This window comes from Lapidilactobacillus gannanensis, assembly GCF_003946675.1.
GTDB classification, from domain to species: domain Bacteria; phylum Bacillota; class Bacilli; order Lactobacillales; family Lactobacillaceae; genus Lapidilactobacillus; species Lapidilactobacillus gannanensis.
In genome coordinates this window covers 1-17,946 of the sequence record NZ_RHOT01000001.1, presented here as the reverse complement: position 1 = coordinate 17,946, position 17,946 = coordinate 1, and the positions used below count along the sequence as shown (strand labels likewise).

Genomic DNA, 17,946 nt, shown 5'->3' with positions numbered 1-17,946 from the left:
GTGATTTTTTAAATTGTTGACTGAAAACGAGATTATTCTTAGTCAATAGATTTTTTGCCAAGTCTTAATCCGGTAAAATAAAAAAGCTTGAACTGATTAATTCAAATCAGGTTCAAGCTTTTATTTGTCGTTGATTACTAAAAGACTAACACTGGTGTTCCAATTGGTACAATTTCATAAACCTTAGCCATTGTTTCTGGTGGGGTATTGATACAGCCGTGTGAGCCGTGTTCCTTGTACCAATCACCGCCATATTTAGACTGCCATGGCGAATCATGAATCCCAAGGCCGGTGGTATCAATTGGCATCCAATAAGAAACTTTAGAAGCGTAATCGGAACCATCATCGTTTTTACCTTTTAAGGTTGAATTACGTTCCTTGGCCCAGACAGACCAGACACCACTTGGCGTTGCTTGTTTTGGCTTACCAGTAACAATATCAGTACTAATTTTTTCTTCGCCGTTGATATAAACCCACATATGCTGGTTTTCTTTATCAACTTCGACGTAAGTATTACCAATATCAGTGCCGTCTTTGGAATAACCGCTGCCTTGAATCGTTGGTGTGCGAGTGAAGTCTTTGCCAGCTAAAATGGCGGCAGTCAATTTTGGTAATTCACTGGAAACGTTAATGCTCCAACCATAAATACCTGCTGGAACGGTCACCGTACCTCGTTTCGTTGATTTGAACTGACGATCACGGTTGTATGTCGCATATTGACTATTCAAACCGCTTAAATAATTTGTTAGGGCAGTTTGATCAACAACTACTTGGCCATCTTGATAAGAAATCCAGCTGGTGATCATGGCCGGTGTAATTGTAATTGTTTTACCAGCCAGGGTATAGGTACCAGTTGTTTGAGCCACTTCGTTTAGTGACTTAACTTCTGTTTTCAACTTTGTGTTGTCCTGGGTTATTGTTGGCTTAACGTAAGTTTGATCCAATTGTACTTTACGTTGGCCATTGACAATCGCCTTTTCAACTGCGGCTTTTACCGCAGCCTGATCAAGCTGTGTGCCTTGAACTTCAGGCTTGATCTTAAAACTAGTTGTTTCTTGAATGACCTTAGCATTGCTAGTAGCGGTTCGGCCTTGATTTGCCTGGTCAACGGTTTCTTTGACGAAAGCATCAAGTGAAGCTTGATCAACTCGAACGGCTGCTACCGAACTAGTTGTTTCAGTACTGACTTTATTTGAGAATGACCAGCTATTTTGGTTGGCCATTAATTTCTTCAAGTAACCGCCAGAGTTACGTGACAAACCCAGTTCTTTACCAGTAATAGTGGCCAGCGCTTTTTTGTCGTCATAAAGTTGATACTTAGCATTGACCAGTTTCTTGGTTAATTTACTTTGTGCCTGTTGGTAAGTTAATTTACCAATATTCACATTCTCAACTTGAGTGTTGGGTAAGTAGTGGCTTTGATAGAAGACACCACGGTAAATGTAGACTGCACCAAGAATCAAGATTGCACAGACACCACTTATTGTTAAAATCAATTTACTACGTTTCTTCACTTTGTTTCCACCTACTTGTTGTTCTAATCTGCCAGAAGTTACCCTTAGTATACCAGCAAAAAGATTGTTCACAAAACAAATTGTCTTTCCTTTAGTAAGTTATAAGAATTACTTTGGGGGAATGAGTGATAAAATTTTAAATCTGTTTAGTCAAAATTTAAAAGATGTTTGGCTGAAGTTAAGAAAGGAAAAAGCCCACCAGCCCTCACACTCTGTTGAAATGTGTTCGGAGCGACAGTGCATCGCTCTGAACACTCTCAAATAAAAAAGGCTGAAATAAAACGTGTACGTTTCATTTCAGCCCAATAATTTAATTAGTTAAACTAGGATTTGCGCAGATTATTGACGAGTTTCAATATCGTTTTGTGCAAAAGCGTTAGTCAAAACTTCCTTCAATTGCTTAGCAGAAGCTTGCATTGATTCTGATTCATGATCAGTCAAAGGAATTTCCAAGATGTTTTGGATACCGTCACGGTTGATAACGGCAGGACTACCAATATAAATGTCGTTCAAGCCATATTGACCATCCATGTAAACAGATAATGGTAAGACAGCATTTTCATCATCTAAGATAGCACGTGTAATCCGAGCTAAAGCAGTAGCGATACCGTAAAAAGTAGCGCCCTTCAAGTTGATGATTGTGTAAGCAGCATCACGAACGTTTTCGAACATTTCAACTAACTTGCTTTCATCAACTTCTGGATGTTGTTTAACCCATTCAGCAATCTTGATACCACCAATGTTGGCATGTGACCAAACGGCAAATTCAGTGTCACCATGTTCGCCCATGATATATGCATGGACCGAACGAGCATCAACGTTAACCAATTCAGCAACTGATTGACGAAGACGAGCAGTATCCAATGAAGTACCTGAACCAACAACACGGTTCTTAGGGAAGCCAGAAAGTTTCCAAGTAGCATAAGTTAAAATATCAACTGGGTTAGCAGCAACCAAGAAGATGCCATCGAAGCCAGATTCAACGATTGGGTCAACGATTGACTTCAAAATCTTCAAGTTCTTGTTAACTAAGTCTAAACGAGTTTCGCCAGGCTTTTGTGGTGCACCGGCAGTGATTACAACAACGTCAGCATCTTTAGCATCTGAGTATTCAGCTGAATAAATTTGCTTTGGTGAAGTAAATGGTAGTGCGTTAGAAAGGTCGATCGCGTCACCTTTGGTCTTGTTTTTAGCAATATCAACAATCCCGATTTCTTGAGCGATTCCTTGTAATACTAATGCATATGCATAACTAGAACCTACGGCACCATCGCCGACCAATAAAACTTTTTGGCGTTCTTTTACTTTAGCGTTTGACATTATATTCATCCTTCCTTGATCTAAACATATTTACTTTGTAAGTATAACACAATATTTACTGTTTAACAGCAAATTTACAACCATCTATGAAAAAATAGTAAGTGAAGCAATCAGCGTTGGAATAACGCTCTTTAAGCCACATGAAAGAAAAATAAAGCGCTTTAGTAAGCGATTTCAGTAAAAAGTATTTTTCTAACTGGTACACTTTTATCAATCTGTTTCATTGCAAACAACACAAACTTAATAGCGGTTTAGGGGCCGCCCCATTAAAAATAAGGATGTCCATCTGCAAGTGTATCAGGTATCGTGAAAAATTACATGAATTAAGTTCGAATTAGCTGATTCTGCAAAAATAGTGTGCTTATGCTATAATTTTGGGTGCTAACCTGGGGTTTGTTAAAACGCCAGCTTTTTGCGTTTTAACAAGTTATTACAGGTGTTAAGGTTGACGGGGAGTTATTAGCGATTTGGCTGACCTGTTCTAAATTAATTAATAGATAGAAGGAATTTATTGTGAGAATGATTGTTGGTTTGGGTAACCCAGGTGCTAAATACGAGCACACAAAACATAATGTTGGTTTTGATACTTTGGCTCATGTTGCCAAGGTTTTAAATGTTGAATTAACTAAAAGTGAATTTAATGCATTGACGGGCTCGACTAAAATCAACGGTGAAAAAATCCTGTTGGTTAAACCATTAACTTTTATGAATGATTCTGGTCGCGCTGTAGGACCATTGGCAAGTTATTATCAATTTGCGCCAGAAGAGATTGCGGTGATTCAAGATGATTTGGATATGCCTTTAGGCAAGCTGAGATTGCGAACTCATGGTGCTTCTGGTGGTCACAATGGCATTAAGAGCATTATTAGCGCCTTAGGAACGGAAAAGTTTAATCGCGTGAAAATTGGCATTCAACATCCCCAACGAGCTAAAGTTGTGGACTGGGTTTTAACGCCCTTTAGTAAAGATGATCGTCCTGTCGTGGAACAAAGTATGGATCGAGCAGCAGCTGCCTTACAGGACTGGTCGGCAGAAAAAGCTGATTTTGAAGAATTAATGAATCAGTATAACGGTTAATTGTTACTTGCCTAATCTTAATATAGGTAACCGAAATGAGTGTGGTTAAGATGGATTTAATTGATTTGGTGGCAAATCAGGTGCAGTTGGCGGGTCAATTGGCTGACTGGCAAGCACCTAAACGTCGATTAGTGACTGGTTTAAGTGGTTCAGCAGCGGCTGTTTATTTGGCTGGAATCGTACGGCAGTTAAAACAACCATTGATCTATGTGACTGATAATGGCTATCATGCAGGGCAATTTGTGGATGACCTGACTGATTTATTGGGGGATGACTTTGTTTATTATTTTCCGGTGGAAGAAGTTATTGCCGCTCAAGGTGCAACGAGTTCACCAGAATTTCAAAGTTTAAGAATTGAGGCGCTGAGCTTCCTGCTAAGTCAACGACCAGGTGTGGTTGTCACTTCAGTGGCTGGCTTGCGATATCAATTAGCACCAGCAGCCGACTTTGCGGCGGCTAAGTTAGTGATTAGTGCTGATCAAACCTATAATTTAAGTGAACTGCCAAATCAATTAGTTGAAATGGGTTATCGCCGTGAAAAACTAGTTGCTAATCCTGGAGAGTTTGCGATTCGTGGGGATATTGTTGATATTTATCCGCTGAACTTTGCCGATCCAATTCGGGCCGAGTTCTTCGGCGATGAATTGGATAGCTTACGGACTTTTGATCCTGGTAAACAGCGGAGTTTAAAGAATTTAGATCAGGCAATAATTTTGCCAGCTACTGAAAAAATAATTTCTTTGGCACAACGGCAGCATGCTGGTGATTTGTTGACAGCTGCATTAACCAAGCAGTTGGCCACTTTGCCCCAAAAAACAAAGGCCGATCAAGCAGCTCGTCAAACATTAACTGATTATTTTGAGCCGGCAATTAGCGCCTTAGCGGATCAAGCGTTGCCGGAGAGCGCGGGGCTGTTAGTTGACTTCTTATATGAAGAAACAACTACTTTGGCCGATTATTTGGCTGATTCGGGAATTTTAGTTTTTGAAGATTTTAGTCGGCTTTTGGAAAAGTCAGATGAACTTGATCAGGAACTTGCAGGCTGGCAAGCTGATCAATTGGCGGTTAATCATTTATTGCCAGAACAACAATTTCGACCAGATTTTCGCGATTTGAATCGTCAATTTAAGCAACGTCAATTACATTTAGCACTATTTCAAAAAGGCTTAGGTAATTTACGCTTTGATAAAATTATTAATATTGATTCACGCACGGTCCAACAATTCTTCAGCCAGATGCCGTTGATCAAAACCGAGTTAGATCGTTGGCATAAACAGCAACGCACAGTAGTTTTACTAATTACAGAAGCTGGTCGTCGGCAGCATTTACAAAGTGTTTTCCACGATTTCGAAGTTGATGTGGCGTTAGCTGAACGAGACCAAGTTATCCCTGATCAGTTACAACTGGTTCCTGGTAATTTACGTAATGGGTTTGAATTACCAGCGGCTAATTTGGTTGTCCTAACGGAACACGAATTATTTAATCGGGTTAAGAAGAAAGCTGCACCACGGCGGCAAACGATGGCTAATGCTGAGCGATTGCGGAGTTATAATGAACTGAAACCTGGCGATTATGTCGTTCATATTAACCATGGGATCGGCCGCTTTGAAGGCATGGAAACCATGACAGTTGATGGGGTTCATCGTGATTATTTAACGATTGCCTATCAAGATGATGCTAAGCTATTTATTCCGGTTGATCAGCTCAATTTAATTAGTAAATATGTTTCTGCTGAAGGCAAAACACCTCGAATCAATCGCTTAGGTGGCAGTGAGTGGCAGAAGACAAAACAAAAGGTTTCGAGCCGAATTGAAGATATTGCTGATGATTTAATCGCACTCTATGCTAAGCGACAAGCTGAAAAGGGGTTTGCTTTTGCTCCTGACGATGATTTGCAACGTCAGTTTGAAGCGGAATTTGCTTATGCTGAAACACCAGATCAACTGCGGAGCACGGCTGAGGTCAAACATGATATGGAACGTTCGCAACCAATGGATCGGTTACTAGTTGGCGATGTGGGTTTTGGTAAAACTGAAGTGGCATTACGGGCTGCTTTTAAAGCAGTAATGAATAATAAACAAGTCGCTTTTCTTGTGCCCACCACTATTTTGGCGCAACAGCATTTTGATACCATGCAAGATCGTTTCGCTGATTTTCCTATTAATGTTGCCATGATGTCACGCTTCCAAACGGCGGCTGAAAATCGCCAAACAATTAAAGATTTAAAGGCTGGCAAAATTGATATTGTTGTTGGGACTCACCGTATTTTATCAAAAGATGTGGTTTTTGCTGATTTAGGATTATTGATTGTTGACGAAGAGCAGCGTTTTGGCGTCAAACATAAGGAACGCTTGAAACAAATGCGGGCGTCAGTGGATGTGCTGACATTAACAGCAACACCAATTCCTCGGACATTACACATGTCAATGATCGGCGTTCGTGACTTGTCGGTGATTGAAACGCCACCAACTAATCGCTATCCAATTCAGACTTACGTGTTAGAACAAAATGCTGGTGCAGTCCGTGAAGCAATTCAACGTGAAATTGAGCGCGGTGGTCAAGTCTTTTATTTGCATAATCGTGTCGATGATATTGAACGGACGGTTGATCAACTGCAAGCGCTGATTCCAGAAGCAACCATTGCCTACGCTCATGGTCAAATGACCGAGAATCAGTTGGAAAATGTCATCTTTAATTTTGTTAATGGTGATTACGATATCTTAGTAACTACAACGATTATTGAAACTGGGGTGGATATGCCGAATGCCAACACGCTGATTGTTGAAAATGCAGATCGTTATGGTCTATCGCAGTTATATCAGTTGCGAGGGCGGGTTGGTCGTTCTAGTCGGATTGCGTATGCTTATTTCATGTATCAGCCGAATAAAGTTCTAACTGAAGTCAGTGAGAAACGGTTGCAGGCAATTAAAGACTTCACGGAATTAGGTTCTGGCTTTAAAATTGCTATGCGTGATTTATCAATTCGTGGTGCCGGTAACTTATTAGGTAAACAACAGCATGGTTTTATTAATTCGGTTGGTTTTGATCTGTATTCGCAAATGCTTAATGAAGCTGTGCAAAAACGGCAACATAAATCAGCAGCAACGGTTAGCGATACAGAATTGAATTTAAATGTTGAAGCGTATTTACCAGATGATTATGTTGACGATAGTCGCCAGAAAATCGAATTATATAAACGTATCCGCCAAGTGGCGACTGAAGATGATTTGCTGAATATTCAAAGTGACTTAATTGATCGCTTTGGTGATTATCCAGCGCCAGTGGCTAATTTGCTGTTAGTTGGTCATTTGAAAATGTTGGCTGACCAATTATTGTTACAACAGATTCGTCAGAAACAGCAACAAATCAGTATTCGCTTTAGTCCTCAGGCAACTAAGCAACTCAGTGGCGAAGATTTGTTCGCAGCTTTAGCAGTGCTAACTTATCACGCAGATGTTAAACTAGAGGATGAACAGAAATATTTAGTTAGTTTGACCTTACCTAAACCGTTGCCGGACGTGACCGATTGGTTGCAGGATTTAATTAAGTTTCTCCAAGCTTTACAACAGACGAAGCAAGTTGCCAAGAAATAGATGGGCAATTAAGCATGAGACTGATGATAGCAGTCATATTATTAAAATGATGAAGTAGTTAAAGGAGCAAAATATGCGATTAGATAAATATTTAAAGGTTTCTCGCCTAATTAAACGGCGAACAGTAGCCAAAGAAATTGCCGACAAAGGGCGAATTTCAATCAATGGAAAAGTTGCCAAGTCGTCTAGTGATGTTGCTGTTGGCGATGAGTTAACAATTTTATTTGGTAATAAAACATTGGTGGTTAAGATTACGCGAATCGTGGAAACGACTAAAAAGGCCGATGCTGAAGAAATGTATCAGGTTGTCAGTGATACGGCCCGCTAAACTAATCTGTAAACTTTTTTAAAAAAGCCAATAGTCAGTTAAAAAAATTGAAGTGAGTTATGCTATACTTCAGGTATGAACAAACGATTTTGCGGGGGTGAATCGCATGCAAGCGCCAAAAAAACCGAACACTAAAGTAACTAGTTTAAACAATGATTTTGTCATTGAATCACAACAACAAGCAGTCGTAGCTAAACAGCAGCGGAGCACACGTTTGGTTCATCGACGGCGGTTGCTGGCAATTTTTGCTATTTTCATTCTTTGCCTGATTTTCTTTGGGGTTCAAATTATGCGGGCTCAGAACACAAATCGGCAATTACAAGCGCAAGTTACGCAACAGCAGAAGGCACTGCGCGAGGTTCAGTCAACCAAGCAAAATCTGAAAGTTCAGGTAGACCAGTTGCACGATGATGACTATTTGAATAAGTTGATTCGCTATAAATACGATTATTCCAAGAATGGTGAGATTATTTTTTCATTACCTGAGAATGGTGGCATTACAAAGGATGCAAATCCAAAAAACTAGTTTTATTTGAAATTGTTCGGTGGTATACTAAGATATCGAAAAGAAGCACATCCAAGGAGGATTTACGGGTATATGGCAGTTGAAATTGGGTCGAAGGTTACCGGCAAAGTAACTGGAATCACCAACTTCGGAGCATTTGTTGATTTAGGTTCTGGGCAAAGTGGTTTGGTCCACATCAGTGAAATTTCTAATCAGTATGTCAAGGATATTCATGATGTTTTGAGTGTTGGCGACATGGTCACTGTTAAAGTTGTTTCAGTTCAGGCTAACAAGATTGGTTTGTCGATCAAACAGGCAAGCGAGCAAAGTGCTGCCCCTGCTAATCATTCCCACGCACCACATCATGAGCAGCAACATCATCGTGAACATCGTGAGAATGATAGCAGCAATAATAATTGGAAGCGTGGCAATAGTGGTGGTCGACCAAGTAATAACCATCAAAGCCATCAAAATCATCAAGACTTTGATAGTATGCTTTCCGGATTTTTAAAAGATAGTGAAGATCGATTAACAGCCATTAAGCGTAATACTGAAGGTAAACGTGGCGGTCGTGGCGGTCGTCGTAGTTAATTTTATTAAGCAAGTTTGGTACTAAGATAGTACCGTTGTTTAATTATGTTGTCGATAAGTGGGCCATCATCCAAGCGCGGATGATGGCTCATTTATTACGCTAGTCAATATTGTCAGGGAGGTGCTTAGTCAATGAATTTAGTTGACCAATTTCAGATTAGTTGGCAGCAACTACCAGTTGATTTAACTAGAAAAAAGTCAGTCTTAGTGGCCTTTTCTGGTGGCGCTGATTCAACAGCACTCGTTTCACTGTTACTACAGTTACCGGCGAGTAGCCGACCGCAAATAACGCTGGCGTATTTTAATCATCAATTACGGCGCGATAGTGTGGTTGAAGAACAGTTGGTCCGCCAGCTTGCGACTTCGTGGCACTTACCGCTAGTGGTGGGGCAGTGGTCCGCTGCTCATAAAAAAGATAATGAAGCTGCTGCCCGCCAAGCACGGTACGAGTTTTTAGCTAGGGCGATGAAGCAAACTGCTAGCCAGTTTCTGGTGACAGCACATCATGGGGATGATTTATTGGAAACCATGTTGCTACGGCTAACGCGCAGTGGTGCTAGTACCGAATTTCCTGGATTAAAACCGCTGACTAGTTGGCAGAATTGGCAAATTCTACGACCATTGTTACCTTTTGCTAAGCGAACCTTACTGGCTTATGTTCAGCAACAACAATTAGCTTACTGTGAGGACTATACCAATGCGCAGGACCTGACCACGCGTAATCGTTTGCGCCATCAGGTAGTACCTCAATTAAAGCAAGAAAATAAACAAGTTTTGGCACATAGTCAGCGCTTTGCCCAAGAGATTCAGGCCTTGCAAGAACTTGCAGGACAGCAATTTAGTTCACTGCAGGCCAAGTTAGGCTTAAATTGGCAGCAGGAACAGTTGCATGGCCGGCTTAGTTCTGAATTGCAACATTTATCTATGACAGCACAAGCACTTTTTTGGCAAGATCTCTGGCAGCACTATTTTAAAAATTTGCCAGCACTAAAAGCTCAGCAACTGCAAGCACTGGTACAGGCGACGCAAACAACTGCTGGGGAACAAGTACTAACTTTGGTTAAGAACTGGCAGTTTGTTCGTGAGTATCAGACTTTTGTTTTTCGACCATTGAATCAACGGTCAGTTGGTGTGGCATTACCTACAGTTGAGCTGACTTTGAATCATTGGCAAGACTATCAAAATCAAAAAATTGGTGTTTTTACGGCTTTACCTCAAGCTGAAACTGTTCAGCAAATTAGTCGCTTGCAGCTAGCACAGTGGCCAAAGCAATTGTGCTTGCGTCCGGCGCAAAAGTCAGATCAACTAACTTTAGCCAATGGTCATCATCAATTATTGCGACGACGTTTGATCAACCAGAAGATTCCACAAAGTCAGCGCTCGTCATTATTTGCCCTGGTAGCTGATAAAAAAGTTATTTGGATACCAAATATCTACAATTATAAATTGTCGAACCATAGAGAAACTGCTAAAATCATTTATGTATTGATCAAACAAACGGATAGTCAAAAAAGAAGCTAATCACTAAAAGGAGAGCAAAATGCGCGAAAATATTGAGAAGACCATTGTTTCCACGGAAGAAATTCAAAAAACTGTTGCTCGTCTAGGCCAAGAATTACAGACCGATTATCAAGGCAAGGTGCCTATCTTTATTTGTATTTTAAAGGGTGCTGTGCTTTTTATGACTGATTTGATTCGGGCCTATGATGCGCCAGCAGAAATTGAGTTTATGGATGTTTCTAGTTATGGTGATGCCCTTGAATCAAGCGGTGAAGTGCGTATTCTGAAAGATTTAGATATTCCGGTCAAGGGTCGCGACTTGGTTATCGTTGAGGATATTATCGATACTGGTCGTACACTAGAAGCACTGATCAAGTTATTACAAACACGGGAAGCAGCTTCAATCAAGATTTGTTCTTTCTTAAATAAGCCTGCTCGACGTTTGATTAACGTTCATGTCGATTATACAGGGGTAACCGTTCCTGATGAGTTCTTGGTCGGCTATGGTCTTGATTACAAAAATCAGTATCGGAATTTGCCATTTGTCGGCGTTTTAAAACCTGAAGTTTACGAGCAAAATTAACGCGTAAATTTAGGAAATAGATATTAGTCAAAAATGGTCAAATATGATATGATTACACCATTCGATTATCTTGATGAATCGATTATTTCAGGAGGTTGTCAATGAAAAATAACCGTAATCGGCTTTTAAATAGCGGTTTATTCTACATCATTATTTTTGTCGCCTTAGTTGGTGGGATTAGTTTCTTCTTCAATCGGGGAAACAGTGGTACCACACAAAATGTTAGTACAACAACATTTGTTAAACAATTAAAGGCTAACAAGATTAAAGAATTTAGTGTCCAACCTGCAAATGGGGTCTACCAAATTCGTGGGGAATATACTAAACCGCAAACTAAGAAAGCTACAAACAATAGTTTCTTCGCTGTTCCGGGACAAACCACTACAACTAAAGTAGATGGCTTTACGACTTCACTTCTGCCAAATGATAGTTCGTTAGCACAAATTACCAAAGTGGCTCAGAGTGAAGGCGTGACAATGCACACGCAAGAAGAATCTCAATCTGGGATTTGGATCAGTGTGTTGACCATGTTGATCCCTACAATTCTGATTTTTGTCTTTTTCTATTTCATGATGAATCAGGCTGGTCAAGGTGGCGGCAATGGCCGCGGTGTGATGAGCTTTGGCAAGACTAAAGCGAAGCCTGAAGATCCTAAGAAGAATTCAGTGCGCTTCTCTGATGTCGCTGGTGCTGAAGAAGAAAAACAAGAATTAGTTGAAGTTGTTGAATTCTTGAAGAATCCTAAGAAGTTTAATTCTTTAGGGGCACGAATTCCTAAAGGCGTTTTACTTGAGGGCCCTCCTGGTACTGGTAAAACCCTACTAGCACGTGCTGTTGCCGGTGAAGCCGGTGTGCCATTCTTCTCTATTTCTGGTTCTGACTTCGTCGAAATGTTCGTCGGTGTTGGTGCTTCTCGAGTACGTGACTTGTTTGATAATGCTAAAAAGAACGCACCAGCAATTATCTTTATTGATGAAATCGATGCCGTCGGACGCCAACGTGGCGCCGGCATGGGTGGCGGTCACGATGAACGAGAACAAACTTTAAACCAATTATTAGTTGAAATGGATGGATTTACAGGTAATGAAGGCGTCATTGTCATTGCTGCAACCAACCGTTCTGATGTGTTGGATCCAGCGTTATTACGGCCTGGCCGTTTTGACCGCAAGATTTTAGTTGGCCGTCCTGATGTTAAGGGTCGGGAAGCTATCTTAAAGGTTCATGCTAAGAACAAACCATTAGCTGATGATGTTGATTTGAAAGTTGTTGCACAACAAACGCCTGGATTCGTTGGGGCTGACTTGGAGAACTTGCTTAATGAAGCGGCCTTAGTTGCTGCTCGACGAAACAAGACCAAGATTGATGCTTCTGACGTTGATGAAGCTGAAGACCGTGTCATTGCTGGTCCTGCTAAAAAGGATCGCGTGATCAGCGACCGTGAGCGGAAGATGGTGGCTTATCATGAGGCCGGCCATGCTTTGGTTGGGGTTGTTTTAAGTGATTCACGAGTTGTTCGGAAAGTAACCATTGTACCTCGTGGTCGTGCTGGCGGTTATGCCATTATGTTGCCACGGGATGATCAATTCTTAATGACTAAAAAGGAATTAGATGAACAGATCACTGGCTTGCTTGGCGGTCGGACGGCTGAAGAATTAATCTTTGGCACGCAATCAACTGGTGCGTCTAATGACTTTGAACAAGCAACTGATATTGCTCGCAGTATGGTCACCCAATATGGGATGACTGATGTTTTAGGCACGGTTACTTTGGAACGTGAAGGCCAACCTTTCGTTGGTGCTCAATACGGCCAAGGAGCGCCATACTCTGAGAAAACTGCTGCTGCCATTGATGACACCGTTCGTGAAATCATCACTGCCGATCATGCGAAGGCTCGGGAAATCTTGGAACAACATCAAGCACAACATAAGTTAATTGCTGAGGCATTGCTGAAGTACGAGACGCTTGATGAAAAAGAAATTCTCAGCTTATTCAATGATGGTAAAATGCCTGAAGGTGACAACTCACTTTATCCAAGTGAACACGCCGCAACTTTCGAAGAATCTAAGCGAGCTTTGGAACGTAAAGATGCTCAATCGCAAGCTAAAAATGTTGACCCTGATGCCGATCACGATGCTGAACAGCGAGCAGATGCTAATGCCACTGCTGAAGATCATGCCGAAGCAACAGGTGAAGCGCCAGCTGATGCACCTAAGGAACCAGTTTCTGATGATCATCATGATGATGACGACCATCAATCTGATCAAAATTAGGTTGTTGATGCTAATTAATTTAAGCTAGTCATATAATCCTAAGGTTGATAGCACATTTGTTGCTATTGACCTTGGGATTTTTTGTCTTTTCAATCATGTAGGCAAATCTTCAAAAATGGTTTAGGTCACTATCCGGATTAAGAAACTTAATTCCGCGTACCGCCAGAAAACAAGGTTGTTATAAACTAATAGTTTAGTTGCTTAGCTTTCTGAGTTTAAAAAATGTTGGTCTGCACACTCTGATTTGAAACGTGTTCGGGGTGATAGACTGCTAGGCCTAATTTAAATAATTGCCAGATCGGTTGCACCGCTCAATCAAATAATTGAAATTACGCTACGCAGTCTAACCATCACTACTCACACTCTATTGAAACGTGTTCGGAGTGGTAAATGGCTAGGTACGATTCAAATATTCACACGATCTGGTTGGCACCAGCTCATGCAAATATTTGAAATTGTACTACGCCAAAAGACCACCACTCCTCACACTCTATTGAAACGTGTTTGGGTTGCCAAATGGCTATGGCTAATTTAAATAATCACTCGATCTGGTTGTACCAGCTCAAGTGATTATTTGAAATTATCCTATGCCAAAAACCCGGCAGCCCTCACACTCTATTAGTTATAGGCTGGTATTTTTTCTTACTTTAAGCTAGTATTATTTAGTATCTTCAAAATCAGCAGGAACTAGGCAAGGAGAATTAAAGTGGCAGATTATTTAATTAAAGCAATGACTAATGATGGTGCTTTTCGTATGTTGGCTGTTGATGCTAGTCAGTTAGTTCGCGAGGCGCAGCAACATCATGATACTTGGCCCGCTGCAACGGCAGCTTTAGGTCGGACTTTGATTGGGACGTTATTACTTAGCAGTGCGGTTTTGAAAGATCCCGAGAAATTAACAGTTCGTCTAGTTGGTGATGGTCCGGTGGGGGCCATTATTGCTGATGGCAATGCTAATGGAACAGTTAAAGGTTATCTTGCTAGTCCTCATGTGGAGCTGCCATTAAATCCGTTGGGAAAAATCGATGTGCGCCGAGCAGTTGGCACCAAGGGGTTATTAAGTGTCACCAAAGATTTGGCAATGAAACAGCCGTTTACAGGTCAAGTACCGATTACTTCTGGTGAAATTGCTGAAGATTTTACGTATTACTTGGCTAAATCGGAACAAATCCCTTCTTCAATGGGGCTGTCAGTTTTCGTAAATCAGGATAAAACGGTTCAGGTTGCAGGTGGCTTTTTAATTCAGGCTTTACCTAGTGCTACCTCAGCGCAAATAACCGAATTAGAACAACGGCTACAGCAATTACCGCGAGTATCTGATTTGTTACGGCAGGGCCAGACACCTGAACAATTGTTACAACAAATTTTTGGTTTAGAGCAGTTCAAGGTATTAGAAAAAATGCCGGTTGCCTTTAAGTGTGACTGCAGTAAGGAACGTTTTCGTAAGGCATTAGCAACGCTAGCAACCAGCGATTTGAATAAAATGATTACCGAAGATCATGGTGCGGAAGCTGTTTGCAAGTTCTGCGGTCAACACTATCAATTCACAGAGGCTGAGTTACAAGCATTAGTGGCCCAAAAATAATTTTGTGATCATTAACATAGTTGATCAGCTAGTCCAATGGTACTCATTACCTTAAAAAACGGGTAATTATTATTGGGCTGGTTGCAATCTTAGCGATTTTTTTGCTAAGATTAGGCGAATTAAGAATTAGGAGCGGTGTTATGGAGTGGCAAATTGGCAATGTGACAATTCCTAATCAGGTTGTAGTTGCACCGATGGCCGGGATTACCAATTCAGCCTTTCGGTTAGTTGCGAAAGAATTTGGTGCCGGTCTGGTCGTCTGTGAAATGATCAGTGACCGAGGTATTATGTATCACAATCAGCGGACACTAGATATGTTATTTGTGGACCCCAAAGAACATCCAATTAGTATTCAGATTTTCGGTGGGACCAAGGAAACACTGGTTAATGCAGCAAAGTTTATTGATCAGCACACACAAGCCGATATTATCGACATTAATATGGGGTGTCCCGTTAATAAGGTTGTTAAAACTGACGCTGGTGCGAAATGGTTACTTGACCCTAATCAGGTTTATGAAATGGTGGCCGCTGTGGTCGCTGCTGTGGAAAAACCAGTCACTGTAAAGATGCGAACGGGCTGGGATGAAAATCACATCTATGCGGTAGAAAATGCGCAGGCCGTTGAACGTGCCGGGGCCGCAGCCTTAGCAATGCACGGCCGTACCCGCAAACAAATGTATACTGGTCACGCAGATTGGCAGATTCTCAAAGAGGTTCGTCAGCATGTAACGATTCCTTTTATGGGTAATGGGGATGTTCAAACACCGCAAGATGCCAAACGAATGTTGACCGAATTTGGGGCAGATGCAGTTATGATTGGCCGTGCTGTTTTAGGTAATCCTTGGATTCTGAAATCGATCAATCATTACTTAGCTACTGGTGAAGAATTACCGGAACCAACACCACGGGCGAAAATCCAAACTGCAGAAGAACAATTGTCACGATTGGTGGCTTTGAAAGGCGAAAAAGTAGCGGTCCCCGAATTTCGCCAACAAGCCGCTTATTATTTAAAAGGAATTCCGCGAAGCGCCAAGACCAGAGCAGCGGTTAATCAGGCGTTTACTGAAAGCGAAGTTGATCAGCTGCTAGATGATTTTGTCACCAGCTATGAGGAACGGCAATAACAAGTAAAATGATTTTTTGAAATTTTAAAAAGGTGAGGGAAAAAGACGTGGCAAATAATAATGTCAAGAATCCAGATAAAGAAATGAACGATCAGTTGATTGTTCGCCGAGAGAAAATGCAAACTTTACGTGATGAGGGAATCGATCCGTTTGGCACCCGCTTCTCACGTTCACATTTGGCTAAGCAACTGCACGATACTTACGGTGAGACAGCCAAAGAGAGCTTAGAGGCTGACCAGCCAGTAGTTACCATTGCTGGCCGGATGATCTCCAAGCGTGGTAAAGGGAAGGTTGGCTTTGCTGATTTACGTGATCGTAGTGGTAAAATCCAGATTTATGTACGTAAAGATGTTGTCGGCGACGAAAACTACCAAATCTTTAAAAAGTCCGATTTAGGTGATTTTTTGGGGATTAAGGGTGAAGTCATGAAGACTGATACTGGTGAATTGACGATTAAGGCACTTCATGTCACTTTTTTGACCAAGGCTTTACGGCCCTTACCAGATAAATATCATGGGTTAAGCAATGTCGAACAGATTTATCGGCAACGTTATTTGGATTTGATTGCTAACGAAGATAGCTTTGATCGTTTTATTAAACGAAGCAAGATTATTAAGGCTGTTCGCGAGTATTTGGATAGCCACGAATTCACAGAGGTTGAAACTTCATCACTGCATGCTTTGCCAGGTGGTGCCTCAGCTAAGCCGTTTATTACACACCATAATGCATTGGATATCAATCTTTATTTAAGAATTGCTCTAGAATTGCAGCTGAAGCGGTTGATTGTCGGTGGGATGGAACGTGTTTATGAAATTGGCCGAGTTTATCGTAATGAGGGCATTGATACGCGTCACAATCCTGAGTTCACGATGCTGGAAACCTATGCCGCCTATTTTGACTTTAAAGATGTTATGGATGAGACTGAAGGTATTTTCCGCTTTGCTGCGCAAAAAGCTTTGGGTACTGGTAAATTCACTTATCAGGGACAAGCAGTTAATCTAGACCAGCCATTTGATCGGGTGCATATGGTTGATGCCATCAAGAAGGAAACTGGCGTCGATTTTTGGCCTAAAATGAGTTTGGAAGAAGCGCGGAAATTAGCTGATGAGCACCATGTTCATTATGAAGAATATTGGCAAGTTGGGCATATTATTAATGAGTTCTTCGAACAATTTGTCGAATCTACGCTACAAGCGCCAACTTTTGTTTATGGTCATCCAATTGAAATTTCACCATTAGCCAAGAAAAATGCCGATGATCCACGCTTTACTGATCGGTTTGAACTTTATATTTTAGGAACTGAGTATGCTAATGCATTCTCTGAATTAAATGATCCGATTGATCAGAAAGCGCGCTTTGAAGAACAAGAAGCGGAGCATGAGGCTGGTAATGATGAAGCTCATGGGGTTGATTATGACTTTATTGAAGCTTTGGAGTACGGCATGCCACCTACAGGCGGGTTAGGCATTGGGATTGATCGTTTGGTCATGTTATTGACTGATGCACCGTCGATTCGTGACGTCTTATTGTTCCCAACAATGCGTCCCGACGAGAACAAATAAAATAATTTGAAAAAGATTTACTGCGATTTGGCGGTAAATCTTTTTTATTGTTCGAAAAATGTTTCGGGTTTACTAATCTAATAATTAGTCAGTCCTGGTTAGCTAGTAAAATCCTAACTTTAATCGTAAATCATGCCAATTTTGTTAGCAAAAACCGGTTTTAAATTGGTTATTGACGAAACGGCCTGAAGTTGATAAGATAGTTTGTGTTGCAAAACGAGCTGCTAACTTGCTTATCTCGTTGAAAAATGTTTTCAATAAAGTTGTTGACATTGATTAAGCGCTTTGATATGATAGTTAAGTTGCTGTTGCAACAATGGTAGATCTTTGAAAACTGAACAAAGTTTCGAAAATGTGCAGGACTCATGACAACTTCGGTTGTTTTGATCAAGTA

13 protein-coding genes are annotated in these 17,946 nt (G+C 41.1%); 11 read left to right on the top strand and 2 right to left on the bottom strand.

The genetic code is table 11. From position 1 onward, the window contains the following. Positions 1-137: 137 nt before the first annotated feature. Both EKM81_RS00065 and EKM81_RS00060 read right to left on the bottom strand, forming a co-directional pair. Positions 138-1,514, bottom strand: a complete 1,377-nt coding sequence (locus tag EKM81_RS00065) for a L,D-transpeptidase family protein (protein ID WP_125646604.1) — start codon at positions 1,512-1,514, stop codon at positions 138-140. A gap of 339 nt (positions 1,515-1,853) precedes the next feature. Beyond that, positions 1,854-2,834: an L-lactate dehydrogenase gene (locus EKM81_RS00060; RefSeq protein ID WP_125646601.1), complete on the bottom strand. Its 981-nt coding sequence runs from the start codon at positions 2,832-2,834 to the stop codon at positions 1,854-1,856. Positions 2,835-3,347: 513 nt separating this feature from the next. On the opposite strand from EKM81_RS00060, the gene pth reads away from it, so the two are divergent. The 11 genes from pth to lysS all read left to right on the top strand — a co-directional run bounded on the left by pth (position 3,348) and on the right by lysS (position 17,552). Continuing rightward, positions 3,348-3,911, top strand: coding sequence for an aminoacyl-tRNA hydrolase (pth, locus tag EKM81_RS00055; RefSeq protein WP_125646598.1), 564 nt, complete (start codon positions 3,348-3,350; stop codon positions 3,909-3,911). Between the two features lie 50 nt (positions 3,912-3,961). Beyond that, positions 3,962-7,504, top strand: a complete 3,543-nt coding sequence (gene mfd / locus EKM81_RS00050; RefSeq protein WP_125646595.1) for a transcription-repair coupling factor — start codon at positions 3,962-3,964, stop codon at positions 7,502-7,504. Positions 7,505-7,577: 73 nt separating this feature from the next. Then, complete coding sequence (locus EKM81_RS00045) at positions 7,578-7,832, top strand: RNA-binding S4 domain-containing protein (RefSeq protein WP_125646592.1); 255 nt, start codon at positions 7,578-7,580, stop codon at positions 7,830-7,832. A gap of 106 nt (positions 7,833-7,938) precedes the next feature. Beyond that, positions 7,939-8,358, top strand: a complete 420-nt coding sequence (locus EKM81_RS00040) for an FtsB family cell division protein (protein WP_125646589.1) — start codon at positions 7,939-7,941, stop codon at positions 8,356-8,358. A gap of 72 nt (positions 8,359-8,430) precedes the next feature. Continuing rightward, the gene (locus tag EKM81_RS00035; RefSeq protein WP_125646586.1) at positions 8,431-8,928 is read left to right on the top strand and encodes a S1 domain-containing RNA-binding protein; all 498 of its coding nucleotides are present in this window, start codon (positions 8,431-8,433) and stop codon (positions 8,926-8,928) included. Positions 8,929-9,060: 132 nt separating this feature from the next. Beyond that, positions 9,061-10,449, top strand: coding sequence for a tRNA lysidine(34) synthetase TilS (gene tilS / locus EKM81_RS00030; RefSeq protein WP_125646583.1), 1,389 nt, complete (start codon positions 9,061-9,063; stop codon positions 10,447-10,449). A gap of 19 nt (positions 10,450-10,468) precedes the next feature. After that, positions 10,469-11,011 carry a hypoxanthine phosphoribosyltransferase gene (hpt, locus tag EKM81_RS00025; protein ID WP_125646580.1) on the top strand — a complete coding sequence of 181 codons (543 nt, stop codon included), beginning with the start codon at positions 10,469-10,471 and terminating at the stop codon, positions 11,009-11,011. Positions 11,012-11,112: 101 nt separating this feature from the next. Beyond that, positions 11,113-13,281, top strand: coding sequence for an ATP-dependent zinc metalloprotease FtsH (gene ftsH, locus EKM81_RS00020; protein WP_125646577.1), 2,169 nt, complete (start codon positions 11,113-11,115; stop codon positions 13,279-13,281). A gap of 706 nt (positions 13,282-13,987) precedes the next feature. Then, positions 13,988-14,866, top strand: coding sequence for an Hsp33 family molecular chaperone HslO (hslO, locus tag EKM81_RS00015; protein WP_125646574.1), 879 nt, complete (start codon positions 13,988-13,990; stop codon positions 14,864-14,866). A 140-nt stretch (positions 14,867-15,006) separates the two neighbouring features. After that, positions 15,007-15,990 (top strand): tRNA dihydrouridine synthase DusB, encoded by a 984-nt coding sequence (dusB, locus tag EKM81_RS00010; protein WP_125646571.1) that lies wholly within the window; start codon positions 15,007-15,009, stop codon positions 15,988-15,990. A gap of 83 nt (positions 15,991-16,073) precedes the next feature. Continuing rightward, positions 16,074-17,552 carry a lysine--tRNA ligase gene (lysS, locus tag EKM81_RS00005; RefSeq protein WP_125646955.1) on the top strand — a complete coding sequence of 493 codons (1,479 nt, stop codon included), beginning with the start codon at positions 16,074-16,076 and terminating at the stop codon, positions 17,550-17,552. Positions 17,553-17,946: the final 394 nt, after the last annotated feature.